Origin of the sequence: Arthrobacter pascens (assembly GCF_017052465.1) — a bacterium.
GTDB classification, from domain to species: Bacteria; Actinomycetota; Actinomycetes; order Actinomycetales; family Micrococcaceae; genus Arthrobacter; species Arthrobacter pascens.
Map to the genome: position 1 here is coordinate 52,622 of NZ_JAFHKT010000130.1, position 14,840 is coordinate 67,461.

Annotated in this window: 11 protein-coding genes; 5 read left to right on the top strand and 6 right to left on the bottom strand. The window is 67.9% G+C overall.

The genetic code is table 11. The features are described from left to right. Positions 1 to 26: 26 nt before the first annotated feature. The gene (locus tag JYA52_RS09500; RefSeq protein WP_205652938.1) at positions 27 to 890 is read right to left on the bottom strand and encodes an alpha/beta hydrolase; all 864 of its coding nucleotides are present in this window, start codon (positions 888 to 890) and stop codon (positions 27 to 29) included. Between the two features lie 43 nt (positions 891 to 933). Next, a complete protein-coding gene (locus JYA52_RS09505) occupies positions 934 to 2,337 on the bottom strand; it encodes an MFS transporter (RefSeq protein ID WP_205652939.1) in 1,404 nt (467 codons plus the stop codon). A 268-nt stretch (positions 2,338 to 2,605) separates the two neighbouring features. On the opposite strand from JYA52_RS09505, the gene JYA52_RS09510 reads away from it, so the two are divergent. After that, positions 2,606 to 5,095: a PEP/pyruvate-binding domain-containing protein gene (locus JYA52_RS09510; RefSeq protein ID WP_205652940.1), complete on the top strand. Its 2,490-nt coding sequence runs from the start codon at positions 2,606 to 2,608 to the stop codon at positions 5,093 to 5,095. Here JYA52_RS09510 and JYA52_RS09515 read toward each other — a convergent pair. Then, on the bottom strand, positions 5,092 to 5,910 hold the full coding sequence (locus tag JYA52_RS09515; RefSeq protein WP_205652941.1) for an alpha/beta fold hydrolase: 819 nt from the start codon (positions 5,908 to 5,910) through the stop codon (positions 5,092 to 5,094). The two genes, JYA52_RS09510 and JYA52_RS09515, sit on opposite strands and share 4 nt — an antisense overlap. Positions 5,911 to 5,952: 42 nt before the next feature. Next, on the bottom strand, positions 5,953 to 6,537 hold the full coding sequence (locus JYA52_RS09520; RefSeq protein WP_205652942.1) for a hypothetical protein: 585 nt from the start codon (positions 6,535 to 6,537) through the stop codon (positions 5,953 to 5,955). A gap of 249 nt (positions 6,538 to 6,786) precedes the next feature. On the opposite strand from JYA52_RS09520, the gene JYA52_RS09525 reads away from it, so the two are divergent. The 4 genes from JYA52_RS09525 (at position 6,787) to JYA52_RS09540 (ending at position 12,535) form a co-directional block, all read left to right on the top strand. Next, positions 6,787 to 7,167: a VOC family protein gene (locus tag JYA52_RS09525; protein WP_205652943.1), complete on the top strand. Its 381-nt coding sequence runs from the start codon at positions 6,787 to 6,789 to the stop codon at positions 7,165 to 7,167. A 43-nt stretch (positions 7,168 to 7,210) separates the two neighbouring features. Beyond that, positions 7,211 to 9,898: an ATP-dependent helicase HrpB gene (gene hrpB / locus JYA52_RS09530; protein WP_205652944.1), complete on the top strand. Its 2,688-nt coding sequence runs from the start codon at positions 7,211 to 7,213 to the stop codon at positions 9,896 to 9,898. Positions 9,899 to 10,070: 172 nt separating this feature from the next. Further along, positions 10,071 to 10,214 (top strand): hypothetical protein, encoded by a 144-nt coding sequence (locus tag JYA52_RS09535; protein ID WP_205652945.1) that lies wholly within the window; start codon positions 10,071 to 10,073, stop codon positions 10,212 to 10,214. Between the two features lie 143 nt (positions 10,215 to 10,357). After that, the gene (locus JYA52_RS09540) at positions 10,358 to 12,535 is read left to right on the top strand and encodes an elongation factor G-like protein EF-G2 (RefSeq protein WP_205652946.1); all 2,178 of its coding nucleotides are present in this window, start codon (positions 10,358 to 10,360) and stop codon (positions 12,533 to 12,535) included. Positions 12,536 to 12,600: 65 nt separating this feature from the next. Here the strand turns inward: JYA52_RS09540 and JYA52_RS09545 are convergent, their stop codons facing one another. Both JYA52_RS09545 and JYA52_RS09550 read right to left on the bottom strand, forming a co-directional pair. Next, positions 12,601 to 13,758 (bottom strand): M23 family metallopeptidase, encoded by a 1,158-nt coding sequence (locus tag JYA52_RS09545; protein WP_205652995.1) that lies wholly within the window; start codon positions 13,756 to 13,758, stop codon positions 12,601 to 12,603. 342 nt (positions 13,759 to 14,100) lie between these two features. Then, on the bottom strand, positions 14,101 to 14,778 hold the full coding sequence (locus JYA52_RS09550) for an alpha/beta hydrolase family protein (protein WP_205652947.1): 678 nt from the start codon (positions 14,776 to 14,778) through the stop codon (positions 14,101 to 14,103). Between the last annotated feature and the right edge of the window lie 62 nt (positions 14,779 to 14,840).

Below are 14,840 nucleotides of genomic sequence, written 5' to 3' on the forward strand. Positions count from 1 at the left end.
GGCCGGACCAGCCTCGGCGCACCCACTCAGGTGTGCCTCTGCGCCACACTTTCGAGCCAGGCCGTGATGAGGGGCACGACCACGCCGCTGTGCATGGCGCCCAGATGGTCAAGGCCGGGAAGTACCCGCACGTCCCATCCTGCCGCTGTCAGCTCCCCCTCGTGGGCCGCAAGGGGCGCGCCGATTCTCACCTGCACGCCGCCCCAGAGGGGGGAGTAGTCGATCTGATCGTCTGATCCGGCAAACGCCAGCCGCGGCAGGCCGGGCACCACCGCTGCGGCTGCATCATCGAAGTCCTGCAGCGCTTCGTAGAGGGTCAGGAATTGGCGGGTCTGTGCCTCGTCCGTTTGAATCGCCGCGGAATCCCAGTCGCCCGGCTCCGGAGCCTCGACCGCTGAAGCCGCTGGCGCCGGGGCCTTCGCCGCCATGGAGTGCGCTGCCCTGGTGACCGCGAGCATGCTCTCGTACGGACCGTCGAGAGGCGGGAAGCCGCCCATGATCAGCGCCCAGAGACGGTCGGTGCGGATGGCCAACTGCAGCCCGCACAAGGCGAGCCATGAGTACCCGTAGTACCCGAACTCGCCAGCGTCTGCCGCGTCAGCGATGGCCAGGAGATCCGCGGTGACGTTCTCCGGGGTGAGGGTATCCGGCGCCGGATGCGCCATCCGGTGCCCTTCGTAGTCTGCCGCGATGACCCGATAGGACAGGGACAGGCCCGCTCCGAGCTTCGGCCCCAGGTCCGGGTCTGCGCCCCATGCGCGCATCGTCTGAGCCTCGGACTCGGTGCGGGGCTCGACCCTCGCGGGGATGAGGAGCGCCCTGCCCGTGCCACTGACCGCGATGGGAATCCTGGACCCGTCATGGAGCACCGCTTCAGCGCTGTAGTTCATCGCTCCCTGCCGTCCCTGCGTGTACGAGTGGTTTGGTTGCCGGTTACCGGTTGCCGGCCTCCATCCGGAGGCGGTGGTACTCCTCGCGGGGCATGGGCGCCGCGCCCGGGGTACCCAGCTCGTTGAGGGGGATGCGGTGAGTCTCCGGGGCAGACCACGCGGCAAGCGCACCGATTATCGTGATTCCAAAGCAAATGGACCCGATGACAAATGGTACGTTCGCGGACCCCGGCGGGGCGACGGTTGCGAAGAGGGTGGGCAGGAATGCCGTGAGCACAAGGCCAATATTCTGCGAGACGGCGAACCCGGTGACACGCGTGCGGGAGGGGAAGAGCTCCTGGAAGAAGCTGGCGAAGGTCGCGTTCCAGACCTGGTAGAGCGTGCCCCACATGAGGATCGCCAGGACAACAGTGAGCACAACATTGTTCTGGCTGACCGCGTGCAGGTAAGAGTAGGCCAGGGCGCCGGATCCCAGGGAGCCGATAATCATCAGCGGCCGGCGGCCAAACCGGTCGGAGAGATCTCCAAACCAGGGGATAAGAGCCAGCGCCACCACGTTGGCCAGGACAGGGATCCAGAGGTACACGCTCGTGCTCATGCCGACGCCGTAGCCCGGCTGCGTGGCATACGCCGCGCCGAAGACTGCCACGGTCACGCCAACGACGTTGACCAGTGTCATGCAGACCGCGCGCAGTACGTTGAGTCCGCTTTCGCGCATGACCTGGACAATTGGTGCCTTGGGGATCTCCTGGTGCGCCTTCTCCTTCTCGAAGACAGGGGTTTCCTCAACCCGCCGCCGGATCATGTATCCGGCGAAAACGACCAGGGCACTGAGGAGAAACGGGATCCGCCATCCCCACGATTTGAAGGCCTCGTCGGAGAGCACGGCCGAGAGCGGGAGGAAGACCGCAGCCGCGATAATCTGCCCGGCCTGTGTGCCCTGCAGGGCGAAGCTCGCATAGAAGCCGCGCCGGCCGAACGGTGCATGCTCCACGATCATTGCACTGGCGCCACTCAGTTCTCCGGCCACGGCAAAACCCTGGACCAGCCGCAGGGCAACCAGCAGGGCAGGCGCCAGGATGCCGACTTGGCCGTAGGTGGGCAGCAGAGCCACCGCGAACGTCGACACGCCCATCAACAGCATGGCAAGAACCAGCACGTTCTTCCGGCCGTGCCTGTCACCCCACTGGCCGAGGACGAACGCACCGATAGGCCGGGCGACGTAGCCCACGGCGTAGGTGCCCAGCGAGGCGATGAGCGCCACGGCCGGGTTCCCCTCCGGGAAGAACACCCCGGGGAACACCAATGCGGCGGCCTGCGCGTAGATGAACCAGTCGTAGTACTCAAGGGCGCTTCCGACCCAGCCGCTCGCGGCCGCCTTCCTCGAGGTTCCGGTGGAAGCACGCTGTTCACTGGATCCCGTCCGCTTGCGCGTCTGGCTCTGCATATTGTCCTCCTTTGGACAAGTCGTCTGGCGCGCTGGACGCGTTGCCCTTCGTCGGGGTCCGCGCCAGCGGAAGGCGGCGGCTCGGCGTGCATTTTCGACCGGCACCGCGCTTGGTAAGCGCTTTCCATGAGACACCCTGAGGGCGTGGGCTGTCAAAGCCTATTTGTTGCGCCCGTCACATTGCCGCCACCGAGCCGCCGCCGTCCTCCCGCGGCGGCGAGGGGTAGCCTCTACATCAGGAAACCCTCGCGCTGGCCAGGAGCGGCAGATGACTGAGAAGATAACCGGCGGGCTGGCCGACTTCGCCGCAGACGATGTGGCGCGCGCCGGCGGCAAGGGCGCGAATCTCGGCGAATTGGTGCGGCACGGCTTTCCCGTGCCGCCCGGCGTCGTTCTCACCACGTCCGCCTACGCCGCGTTGCTGGCGGACACCGGACTGGGCCGCAGGTTGGACCGGCTGCTGGAATCCGGATCCGACGGATCCACGATCCGGGACGAATGTGCCCGCACCGCCATGCCGGAGCGGATCCGGGCGGAGATCTCTGCCGCGTACGCCTCCTTGGGCGCCGGCCCGGTGGCGGTCCGGTCCAGTGGCACCGCCGAGGACCTGGCCGGCGCCGCGTTCGCCGGACAGCATGACACGTATCTGAATGTGCTCGGCGAGGATGCAGTGCTTGCGGCGGTCACTGACTGCTGGGCCTCCTTGTGGACAGACCGCGCGATTGCCTACCGGAAGCGCGAGGGGATCGCGCCGGGCAAGGCGGCGATCGCCGTCGTGATCCAAAAGATGGTTCCGGCGGACACCGCCGGTGTCATGTTCAGCGCCAATCCGGTGACCGGCGAGCGCGGCGACATCGTCGTTGACGCCAGTCCGGGGCTGGGTGAGGCAGTGGTTTCCGGACGCGTCACGCCGGAACACTATGTTCTGGACGGCAGCGGCCGGGTCAGGGCATTCACTCCGGGTGGCCGGGAGGTGGCCATCCGGGCTGCTGCCGGCGGCGGCACGCAGGAGTACGCCGCACGCGAGAGCACCGGGCCCGCCCTCACTCGGCAGCAGCTCACGGAACTGGCGCGGCTGGCGCGCCGCGTGCAGGACCATTTTGGCAGGCCGCAGGACATGGAATGGGCCATCGCCGGGGGCCGCCTCTACCTGCTCCAGGCCAGGCCGATGACCGCACTTCCGCCGCAGCCGCCGCGGCTCAGCCGCTTCCAGCGGCTGGTGGGCCCGTTCTTCGTCGAGATGTTCCAGGAGCGTCCTTATCCCCTCGACGTATCGGGGTGGATGCAGCGCGGAATCCTGGCGATGCTTCACGGCATGGCCGGCAGTGTCGGCATCGTCTTCCCCTCAGTGGCTCAGATCCTTCCGGAAGAGGACGGGGTGGTCATCCGGATGGTACCGCCGGTGCCGAGGCCCACACTGCGCGTCCTGGGAGCGCCGGTCTCGCTTGCACGCCGGGCACGGCAGTTCGATCCGGCCCGGTGGACCGAGGACCCCAGGTTCGCCGCATTCCTGGAGAACGTCCGGCGGCTAGGGGGCGGCGAGCCGAAGTTGCTGTCGTGGCGCGAAGTCATTGCGCTCGCGGACGGTGCCTTTGACGCGATGCGGGGGATCACTGAACTCCGGAAGTCCTACCTGCCCGGCGTTGCGGTCCCCGTGCTCAAGCTGCGCGTGATGCTGCTGCTTCTGGGGAAGTCGCGTCTTGCCTCGGCCCTCATCGCCGGCGCCGAAACCCGCACGAGCCAGGCGAACCGGGCCCTGGAGGCCCTGGCCGAACGCGTGCGGTCCAGCCCGAGCCTGGAGCGCGCCTTCACGGGCCTGCGGCCCGGTGAACTGTTGGAGCAGCTAGGGCATAACCAGGAGTTCAGGGAGTTCGACGCGGCATTCAGAGCGTTCCTTGCCGAGTACGGTCACCGCGAAACCGTCAGCGTGGTGTTGAGCAGCACCCCGACCTGGTCCGATGCGCCCGAGGTGGTCCTCGGCCTGATCACCGCGATGCTGGGCGAGCGGCGCGCCGCAGCGGACCAAACCGGAGTGGCGCTGGCGGAGCTGTCGCGGCATCCTGCCCTTCGCTTCGAGCCGCTGCGCCGTCATCTTCTGTCCGTCGTCGACGCCGCGAAAGCAGGCATGGCCTTCCGCGAAGACAGCCACTTTTACGCCACCATGGTTCTCCCGCCGCTGCGGCGCGCCCTGCTTGAGCTGGGCCGCAGGCTTTGCGCGGCTGGCGTGCTGGCGGATCCGGAGGAGGTCCACCACCTGCGGTATGAAGAGCTGGCCGCAATCACCGACCCCGGCGCGCTCCCGCCGTCGGAGCGGGAACGGTACCGCCGGCTGGTGCTGGACAGGGCGGCCAAGCGCCGTGAGCTGGACGGGATTCCGCTGCTTGACCCTGCCGTGCTGTTCCGGCAGGGGCGCCGGCCGCCCGGTGTCCTGGTTTCCGGTGTGCCTGCCAGCAGGGGTCAGGCCACAGGAAAGGCAAGGATCATCCGTGGCCCTGCCGAATTCGGGCTACTGCGCAGCGGCGAGGTCCTCGTTTGCCCGTACACCAACCCCTCCTGGACCCCACTGTTCCAGCGGGCCGCCGCCGTCGTGGTGGACGCTGGCGGTATCGGTTCGCACGCTGCCATCGTGGCCAGAGAGTATGGAATACCTGCGGTCATGGGCACCGGATCCGGGACCAGTTTGCTGCGGAACGGGGACCTGGTCAGAGTCGACGGGAGCACCGGCCGGGTCTTCCCGGCAACTGCGCGCGAGCTCTAAGCCCAGGCGTCTCCGCTGGCGGCGATGCGGTCCACAAAGTCCAGGACCGCAGGGTGCGCAGGGTTGATGAGATGGCTGCCGGTGACGAGCACGGTCTGGGTAAAGGGCAGGGCACCGGACAACCTGGCGTTCACCAGCCGGCAGGCCTCAATTGAATCCTGGGCGGTGACGATGAGCGCCGGCCGGCGGATCCCGGCAAGTTGGTCCTCGTCCAGCTCCAGCGCGTCCTCGCTGAGGTCCATGCCGTGGCCCTTGATTTCCGCGAGGACGGCCGGCCCGGTCGCTGCAAAAATCTGCTTGATGTCCTCGGGGAATGACTCCCAGGCGGCGTCGCCCAGGGCCTGCCGAATCACCGCCTCCGCAATCTGGCCGGGTTGCTCGGCGGACTGCTCAAGCACCCTGAGCCGCAGGTTGCGTGCCCAGGCGTCAGCGAGCGGATCGAGCGTGAACAGTGCCGGTTCCAGGAGAACCAGCGCCTTGACCTTGTCGGGAAACCGGCGGGCCAGTTCGATGGCGATGAGGCCGCCGGTGCTGCGGCCGATCACGACGGCGGGCCCCGCGTGCAGTGCCGCCAGCACACCGGCAGCGTCGTCGACGTGGTCAATCAGGTCCAGGGTGCTGAAGGGCGCTGGAGGGGCACTGCGCTGGAAGCCTCTGCGGTCATAGATGATGCACCGGCCGTGCAGCGCGAGCTCCGTGGCGGCGTCCGCCCACATCGCCGCCGAACTTGGCGTTCCGTGCAGGCCAAGGAGCGGGATCCCGTCACCGTGTTCCTCGTAGTAGAGATCCACGCCGTTGACGCTGAGCCTGGACATAGTTCCAGCCTAGGTGTCGGGGTTTTCCAGCGGAAGGGCGCCTTATTCGGCGTCGACAGCCGGGAGGGACTGACGGTTCCTGATCCGTGATTCGCCGAATTCGATCGCAAGCGGCCGGATCTCCCAGTAGCCGGTGCGCGACATTGGACGTCCCACGGCGACGTGCGGTACCCAGCGTGGATACCGGAAGCCGAGGGCGCGTGAGCTGAGGATAAAGTCGTCGACGTTGTCCACGAGAAGGTCCTCCAGCAGTTGGTGCAGCGCCTGCACGAGCATCACCTGAAAGTCCCGAACGCGCTGGGGAACGTCCACTTCGAGTCCGCACACATGGCCGCCGCCCAGCACGATCAGCCGGGCGGCACTGCCCGGGAATCCGTCCAGTATGGGTAGCCCCTTCAGCCAGGCAACTGTCCTGCGGGTGGCCGCTTCGGCGCTGGTGGATCCCTTGGTCCACTCAGTGATGTCCTGTGCAAAGTCCGCAAGGATGCCGATGTGCAGCAGGGTGAGGTGCAGGCCCTGTTGCCTGCGCAGCCCGACGACGTAGCTGCCCAGCTCCTCGTAATCGGAGGAACCGGACCCGATGCTGGTTACCGGAACCTCCACCGTGATCCGCGGAAGCCCATACATCCGGACCCCTCTTGTCGGTGCTGGCAATTGACTTCGGTGCCATTATCCTCCCGGGCGTCGTTTCCCGCGCCCTACTGCGGGGATTTGATCGTCTTCATCGATCTACCTGGTCTGACGTCTTGCCGTGCGGCATTGACTACCAGACGCTGAAGCCTACGATGGTGCGCACAGGACCTTCCGGCACGCCTCCCTATGTCGCCGTGCCTTTCGGGCAGCTCCCCGGGGACCTGGTGAGAAGGAGAATTCATCATGCTTAAGGAACGTGAAGTTATGGCCGTCCTTCCCGCGAAGGACATTTCCAGGGCCAGGAATTTCTATCGCGATGTCCTCGGCCTGGAACCCTCAGATATCTTGGACGAGGAGAACCTCGTCTACCGCTGCGGGAACGGAACGGCTTTCTTGCTTTACCTGACCGACAACGCGGGAACAGCGAAGAACACGCAGTTGAGCTGGGCCACCGACAATCTCGAGGGCGAGGTTGAGGATCTGCGGAGCCGGGGTGTTGTCTTTGAAGACTATGATTTCCCGGGACTGAAGACCGAGAACGGCATCGCCACGAGCAGCGCCGGAAAGGCTGCCTGGTTCCTGGACACCGAGGGCAACATTCTCAGCCTCTTCGAGATGCCGTAGCTCCGTGACCGGCGTGGCTGCCTGATCCGTGCACAATGGACGGGTGACTTCCGCTTTCCTGGACCCTGCAGGCACCGCTGGCCCCTTTAACCTGGGGGCCATCGGTGCCGGACTGGTCTTCGCAGACTCCCTGGGGCGGCTCGCCGCGGCGCTGCGTGCGGACAGCCCGGCCGGGGCCGCGGTGGTGCAGGCCCCGCCCGGCACAGGCAAGACCACGCTGGTTCCTCCGTTGGTCGCCAACCTCCTCTCCGGCGGGTCACCTCCGGAGCCCGGCCCGGCGGGCGGCAAGGTGCCGCGCACGGTGGTGACCCAGCCCCGCCGTGTTGCCGCGCGCGCGGCGGCCCGGCGTCTTGCCGCCCTGGACGGCAGCCGGCTCCGGGACCGCGTGGGGTATACCGTCGGCGGCGAGCGCAAGGCGGGCGCGGGGACCCTGATCGAGTTCGTCACTCCGGGCATCCTGTTGCGCCGCCTGCTCTCGGATCCCGGGCTGGAAGGCACCGGTGCAGTGATCCTCGATGAGGTCCATGAACGAGGGCTGGAAACCGACCTCCTGCTCGGGATGCTCGCCGAGGTCCGCCTGCTGCGTGGCGACCTCACGCTCGTCGCCATGTCGGCCACGCTGGACGCACCGCGGTTCGCCGCGCTGTTGGGGGAGCACGACGGCGGCGCTCCGGTTCCCGTCGTCGACTGCCCTTCGGCGCTGCACACCCTCACAGTGGACTGGGCGCCCTCGGCGATGCCCCGGCTGGACAGCCGGGGCGTGACCCGGCCCTTCCTGGACCACGTCGCAGACACCACGGCCGCCGCCCACCTCCACGCCCTCGAAACAGACCCCGGCATCGACGCGCTGGTGTTCCTTCCGGGCGCCCGGGAGGTGTCCCACGTCGCAGACCGGCTGCGCGGCAGGGTCAAGGCCGAAGTGCTGGAGCTGCACGGCCAGGCCGGCCCGGCGGAGCAGGACCGCGCCGTCTCCGGACGGGACCCCGGCGGCCCCGCCCGGATCGTCGTCTCCACGGCATTGGCCGAATCCTCCCTTACCGTTCCCGGGGTCCGGCTGGTCATCGACGCGGGCCTGTCCCGCGAGCTGCGCCGCGACGCCAACCGCGGCATGTCCGGCCTGGTGACCGTGTCCTGTTCGCGGGCGTCCGCCGAGCAGCGGGCCGGACGGGCGGCCCGCCAGGGTCCCGGAACAGTGGTCCGCTGCTATGACCAGAAGGCCTTCGGTGCTGCGCCGGCCCACCGTACCCCGGAGGTCGCTGCGGCGGACCTGACCGGCGCCGCCCTGGTCCTGGCCTGCTGGGGATCCCCCGGCGGAAGCGGACTGGCCCTCCCGGACGCGCCGCCCAAGGCAGCAATGGACGACGCCGTCGAAGTGCTGCGGGAACTCGGGGCGGTGGCACCGGACGGCCATGCCACACCGCTGGGCAAGATCCTTGCCAGGATTCCGGCTGACCCGCGGCTGGGACGCGCGCTGCTGGACGGCGCCGCCATGGTGGGGCCACGCACGGCGGCGGAGACAGTCGCCGTCGTTTCCGGAGACCAGCGCGCGCCGGGCGCAGACCTTCCGCGCCTGCTCGCATCGCTCCGCGGTGGCAAGGATCCGGCCGCCGGGCGATGGGCCGAGGAAGCCCGGCGCATGGAGGCGATTGCACGCCAGGAGGCGTCCGGCCTGGAAACCGCCGGACTGGAAACCTCCGGCCGTGCGCAGTCCCGGCCCGCCGCGCAAACGGCGTCGGCGGAAGCCGTAGGGTTCGTCGTCGCCCTCGCGTTTCCGGACCGGGTGGCGCGCCGTGTTCCGGGCCCGGGACCGGAGCGCTACCTGCTGGCCTCCGGCACGCGGGCGGGCCTGCCGTCGGGCAGTCCGTTGTCCGGCCATGAGTGGCTGGCTGTCGCCGAGGTGTCGCGGGCCGGTGGGCGGGATGCGGCCGGGACCGGAGCCGTCATCCGCTCCGCGGCGCCGCTTACCGCGGACACGGCCGAAGCCGCCGCCCGGAACCTGCTGGGCGAGACGGTGGAAGCCGGGTTCAGCCAGGGAAAGGTCACCGCCAGAAGGGAACGCCGGCTGGGCGCGATAGTCCTTTCCTCAACCCCGGTGCGGCCCACGGCCGGGGAGGGCCGGGCCGCCGTGGCCCGGGCGCTGGAGCGTGAAGGGCTGGGAACCATCGGATGGTCGACGGCGGCGGACGCCCTGCGCCGCCGGCTCGCCCTGCTGCACCGGGAACTGGGTGCGCCGTGGCCGGACGTTTCCGAGCAGGCCCTGCTGTCGCGGCTGGACGAATGGCTTGCCCCGGAGCTTGAGGCACTCGCCGGCGGGACCCCGGTGAACAGAATCGAGCTGGCAGACCCGCTGCGCCGGCTCCTGCCGTGGCCGGAGGCGGCACGGCTGGGTGAACTGGCGCCGGAAGGCCTTGACGTGCCGAGCGGTTCCCGTGTGCGGATCGACTACCCGGATGTTGGCGACGACGGCGGCCGGCCCGTGGTGGCGGTCAAGCTCCAGGAATGCTTCGGCTGGGCGGAGACGCCGCGACTGGTGGACGGGACAGTTCCGGTGCTGTTCCATCTGCTCTCGCCGGCGCGGCGTCCGCTTGCCGTAACCGATGACCTCGCATCGTTCTGGTCCGGACCTTACGCGCAGGTCCGCGCCGAGATGCGCGGACGCTATCCGAAGCATCCCTGGCCGGAGGACCCGTGGACCGCCCCGGCCACGGCGCGCACGAAAGCCCGGATGTAACCCCCGAACACCGTGTTCCCTGGCACCGGAGGCGATGGCACGGATGCCGGCGGGGTCCGGATAGGTCCCGGTTACAAACCTGAAACTTTTTGTCCCCGCGGTGAAACATTGCCCGGTTACGCTAATGCCAACTGAGACAACGTGGTCTCGGTCCGCATGAAAGGACACAACGATGATGCTTTGGAGCAACTTCCTTCTCGATTTCAGTCCGCATGACGACGATCCGCAGGCAAATGCCGGCAAGGGTGTCACCGAATTTCCCAGCGGCCAGCTGACGTCGAGCGCCTGGGAAGGGTGGTGGCACGACGACTCCTAGGGCTGGTCGCGTCCGGTGACGGGCTCCGGCTCCCGGTTCCACAGTGGCACGCCTCTCCCTATTGCTGTCCGGCCGCCTCAGGGTGTCGAATCGACTTACCAAGGCCGCGTGGCGGCTCAGCACTAGGACGCCGGGAGATGGTCATGTCCCTGAAAGGCACAAATGGCCGGGGCAAGGGCCCCGGCCGCGGCAGTACGGATCTTCGTCGGGCCGATGCGTCTGCGGGGATGCAGGCCGACGCGCCGGAGAAGGTCCGCAACATTGCGCTTGTGGGCCACTCGGGAGCGGGAAAGACGCTGCTGCTTGAGGCACTGTTGGCAGCCACCGGCGTCATATCCCGGATGGGGTCGATCGAGGACGGTAATACGGTCAGCGACGCGGAACCCTCCGAAATCCATCAGCAGCGCTCCGTGGTGCTCTCGGTGGCCCCGCTGCTGTACGACGGCATCAAGGTGAACCTCCTGGACACGCCGGGCTACGGGGATTTCACGGGTGAGCTGCGCGCCGGGCTGCGCGCAGCCGATGCGGCGCTGTTCGTGGTGTCCGCCCTGGATGACATCGATGCGGCCACCACGGCGCTGTGGGCGGAGTGCGACCAGCTCGGAGTGCCGCGGGCCGTGGTGATCAGCCGGCTGGACCATCCGCGGGCCAATTTCGAAGCGACCCTCGCCGCATGCCAGCGGGCCTTCGGCGACTCGGTGGTGCCGGCCTACCTTCCGGTGCGCACCGGTACGGAGATCACCGGTCTGCTGGGGCTGCTCTCCGGGACGGTAGCGGATTACACGGACGGCGACCCGGTCCCGGCAGAGCGCGGGGCCAGCCCCGACGAGCTTTCCGAATCGGAGGCGGCACGCGGGGCCCTCATAGAGGGCATCATCTCGGAGAGCGAAGATGAGACGCTGATGGACCGCTACCTCGGCGGCGAGGAAATCGACGTCGACATCCTGGTGGCGGACCTCGAGACCGCCGTGGCCCGCGGGTCCTTCTTCCCCGTGCTCGCGACTTCGGCGACGACGGGACTTGGAGTAGCCGAACTCCTGGACATGCTGACCCGCGCTTTCCCCTCGCCGGCGGAGCGTGAGCTGCCCGCGGCAACCGATCTTGCCGGGGCGCCGGTGGGCCTGACCTGCGATCCGGCGGGGCCGCTGGCAGGAGAAGTCGTGCGCACCACCATTGACCCGTTCCTGGGCAGGGTGTGCCTGGTCCGCGTCTTCTCCGGCACCCTGCGGGAGGATTCGGCGGTGCACGTCGGCGGCCGCGGGCTGTCCGAGCGGGGCCACGAGGACCACGACAGCGACGAACGCCTCACGCACCTCTACTCGCCGGTGGGAGCCAGCCTGAAACCGGTGAATTCCTGCGTGGCCGGCGACATCTGCGCGATCGCCAAGCTGGCCAATGCCGAGACAGGGGACACCATTTCGGCCAAGGAGCGCCCGCTGCTGGTGGAGTCCTGGGACATGCCGGAGCCCCTGATGCCGGTGGCCGTTGAGGCAGCCTCGCGCAGCGATGAGGACGCCCTCGCCAAGAGCCTCGGGAAAGTGGCGGCCGGCGACCCGACCCTGCGGGTGGAACGTAATGCCGAAACGCACCAGCTGATCCTGTGGTGCATGGGGGAGGCCCACGGCGAGGTGGTGCTGGACCGGCTGCGCGACCAGGGCGTGAAGCTGCAGACGGTGCCGGTGGTGACGCCGCTGCGGGAAACGTTTGCCGCACCCGCCGCCGGCCACGGACGCCATGTCAAGCAGTCCGGGGGCCACGGGCAGTACGCGATCTGCGACATTGAAGTGGAACCCCTGGACCGCGGCGCAGGTTTCGAGTTCATCGACAAGACCGTGGGCGGAGTGGTTCCCGGCCAGTACATCCCGTCCGTCGAAAAAGGCGTCCGGTCCCAGATGCAAAAGGGAGTTTCGGCCGGCTTCCCGGTGGTGGACATCCGGGTGACGCTGGTGGGCGGCAAAGCCCACAGCGTCGACTCGTCGGACGCCGCGTTCCAGGCCGCAGGGGCGCTGGCCCTGCGCGAGGCGGCGGCCGCCGGACGGATCCAGCTGCTTGAGCCGGTCTCCGCCGTGACCATCAGCACCCCGGACGAGTACGTCGGGCCGGTGATGAGCGACCTGTCTTCCCGTCGCGGGCGGCTGACAGGAACGACGTCGGCAGGCGGCGAGCGCACCGAGGTCACCGCCGAGGTGCCCGACGGCGAACTGCTGCGCTACGCCGTCCAGCTGCGTTCGCTGACGGCCGGGACCGGCCGCTTCCGCCGCAGTTACCTGCGGCACGAGCCCGTGCCGGGCAACGTGGCACCGGCTGCCGCCAACGCCTGAACGCAGGTGACGGCTACACTCACCCACTGGCGTGAAGCGGGAACCCCGCTGAGCTAGGGTGCTTTCTACGGTGGCGAGCTACGCCCGAACGCGGACGCCACGGCGGCAGCCGGGCCCTCACTGAAGGACGCTGAAGTTCGTTCAGAAGTACCGCCCTGGCCCTTGGCAGGCAGCAGGGCATGTGACGCAAACGCCTGCACAAGGAAATCCATCAATTCGCGCGAGTCAACCAGCAATGAAGCCAGTGGCGCCTGGCAGCCGGTGGGTGGGGGTGTGGTGGTGCAGTCCTGTTGTGGTGTGCAGCCGGTGGGTGGGGGTGTGGTGGTGCAGTCTTGTTGTGGTGTGCAGCCGGTGGGTGGGGGTGTAGTGGTGCAGTCCGGCTTCGGCGATGATGGCGGGGGTGATGGAATGAGGGGCTCAGTCGGCAAGCCCTCGCTGTAGGTCTTCCCAGGAATAAAGGGAATTGTCCACCCGACGGTTCGCACTGCGCTCGGGTCAAAGCTGATCATCTTGCCAGGCACTAGTTGGTCAATCTGCCGAATGCTTAGTAGTTTCCAGCGTTCCGGGTCTGTATGCACTTCGTTCTCAATGACCTCGAAGTGGAGGTGACACCCTGTGGAGGATCCAGTAGTTCCAACCTCCGCGATAACCTGGCCGACCCGGACCTGACGGTCCTTCTCGGTGGCCACCGCTAGCAAGTGGTTATAGGTCGTTATCAAGCCGTTGCCGTGGTCGACCTCCAACCTGTTGCCGCCTCCCCACGGGTGCCAGCCCGCCGCCCGGACGACGCCAGCGTCGGCCGCGTAGACTCGTTTTCCGCAAGGGGCAGCGAAATCCTGCCCAAAATGAACTTCACCGGGCTCACCGGTAATCGGACTCCGCCGCGGTCCGAACGGAGACGTCCTGACTAACTCTTCAAGAGGCGCCATGAGGAAACCCTTGGCAGGCCGATCCAGTAGCGAAGAAGCCAGTCCAGGTGACGAGGGTCCACTGGCCGTACCCGAACCCACTGGACGATAAGGCACCCTTACCCGGGGGGTGTTGTTCGGATCCAAGAGGACCCCCATCTCGCTGCCGGAGGAGGGCGCCGAAAGGTTCATCTCTGAAGTGGCGGGGCCGTGGAACCCAAACGCGTAGAAGAAGAAACCAAACACTAGTGCCGCCGCGAGAGTTCGCCGCGCTAACCCGTCAAGGCTCTTCCTCTCAGCGAAATCGAGTGCCATAGGTGAGTGTCGTCCGCTTTGAGCTGTCACAGAGTGCTCCTGAAATTGACCCACGTACTCGGTCCCCGGCGAGCATGGACTTCATTTTGACGTCACCTATTGGGCGAGGAAACCCGCCATCGCTGCGCCTGCTTCTGGGCTTTGCCCCTTAGGGCCCCTGCGAGAGAACGTGATCATCGCAATTTCCCTAGAGTACGAGGGGAGAAACACAAACGGATCCCGACGGCCGGTCCGGCTCCGTTTGCCCGTTCGGGCACGGAAGGTTGCCCATGCGGCGACCCGGTACTTCCTCTCCCGCTCACCGCAGCCCTCGGAGGATGCCACCCGCCAGCAGCTGCAGGCCTAGCGGCCGGAGGGGCTGTCGGTGCGTATAAATGCCACCACCGGTTCGGCCAGGGACGCGCCGATCTCGGCCGCGCCGCGCTTGTGTCCTGCCGCGGCAAAGGAATGGTCGCCGCCCTCGCACCAGTGCAGGGTGGCGTTTGGTCCGACGCGGGAAACGACGCCCTCAAGCAGTTCGGGCGTCGCGAAGGTGTCGCGCGTTCCCTGCAGGAACAGCATTGGCAGTTCCAGGCCGTACAGGTGCTCGTCGCGCAGCTTCTCCGGCTTGCCCGGCGGGTGCAGCGGGTAGCCGAGATAGACCAGGCCGGAGGCGGGCATGCCTTCTGCGACCGCCATGGATGCCATGCGGCCGCCAAAGGACTTGCCTGCCGCCCACAAGGGTTCGCCCTCCGACCGGGACCGGGCCGCGTCCATGGCGGCCCGCCACGCGGCGATAGCGGCGGGCGGCCGGTCGGGAAACTTCCTGCCCGCCTCACGGTAGGGGAAGTTGAAGCGCAAGGTGGCGACGCCGTCGTCGTTGAGTGCGCGGGTGAAGCCGCTCATGAACGGATGCTCCATGCCCGCGCCCGCCCCGTGCGCAACCACCAGCGTGGCGAAGGGGTTGTCCGGGCGGGCGTATACACCGGAGACCTGGACGTCGCCGACAGCAATGGTGACAGGGGATTCAGCAAGTGGCATGAGTCCATAATGCCGGATCCCGGATGCGGCGCCCGCACTCGGTGGTCCGGCATAGCCGGACG

Bases quoted from the DNA above. Each gene is read 5' to 3' on its own strand.
- JYA52_RS09510 (WP_205652940.1), top strand. From the start codon at position 2,606: ATGACTGAGAAGATAACCGGCGGGCTGGCCGACTTCGCCGCAGACGAT.
- JYA52_RS09520 (WP_205652942.1), bottom strand. From the start codon at position 6,537: ATGTATGGGCTTCCGCGGATCACGGTGGAGGTTCCGGTAACCAGCATC.
- JYA52_RS09540 (WP_205652946.1), top strand. From the start codon at position 10,358: ATGTCCCTGAAAGGCACAAATGGCCGGGGCAAGGGCCCCGGCCGCGGC.
- JYA52_RS09500 (WP_205652938.1), bottom strand. From the start codon at position 890: ATGAACTACAGCGCTGAAGCGGTGCTCCATGACGGGTCCAGGATTCCC.
- JYA52_RS09550 (WP_205652947.1), bottom strand. From the start codon at position 14,778: ATGCCACTTGCTGAATCCCCTGTCACCATTGCTGTCGGCGACGTCCAG.
- JYA52_RS09505 (WP_205652939.1), bottom strand. From the start codon at position 2,337: ATGCAGAGCCAGACGCGCAAGCGGACGGGATCCAGTGAACAGCGTGCT.
- JYA52_RS09515 (WP_205652941.1), bottom strand. From the start codon at position 5,910: ATGTCCAGGCTCAGCGTCAACGGCGTGGATCTCTACTACGAGGAACAC.
- JYA52_RS09535 (WP_205652945.1), top strand. From the start codon at position 10,071: ATGATGCTTTGGAGCAACTTCCTTCTCGATTTCAGTCCGCATGACGAC.
- JYA52_RS09525 (WP_205652943.1), top strand. From the start codon at position 6,787: ATGCTTAAGGAACGTGAAGTTATGGCCGTCCTTCCCGCGAAGGACATT.
- JYA52_RS09545 (WP_205652995.1), bottom strand. From the start codon at position 13,758: ATGGCACTCGATTTCGCTGAGAGGAAGAGCCTTGACGGGTTAGCGCGG.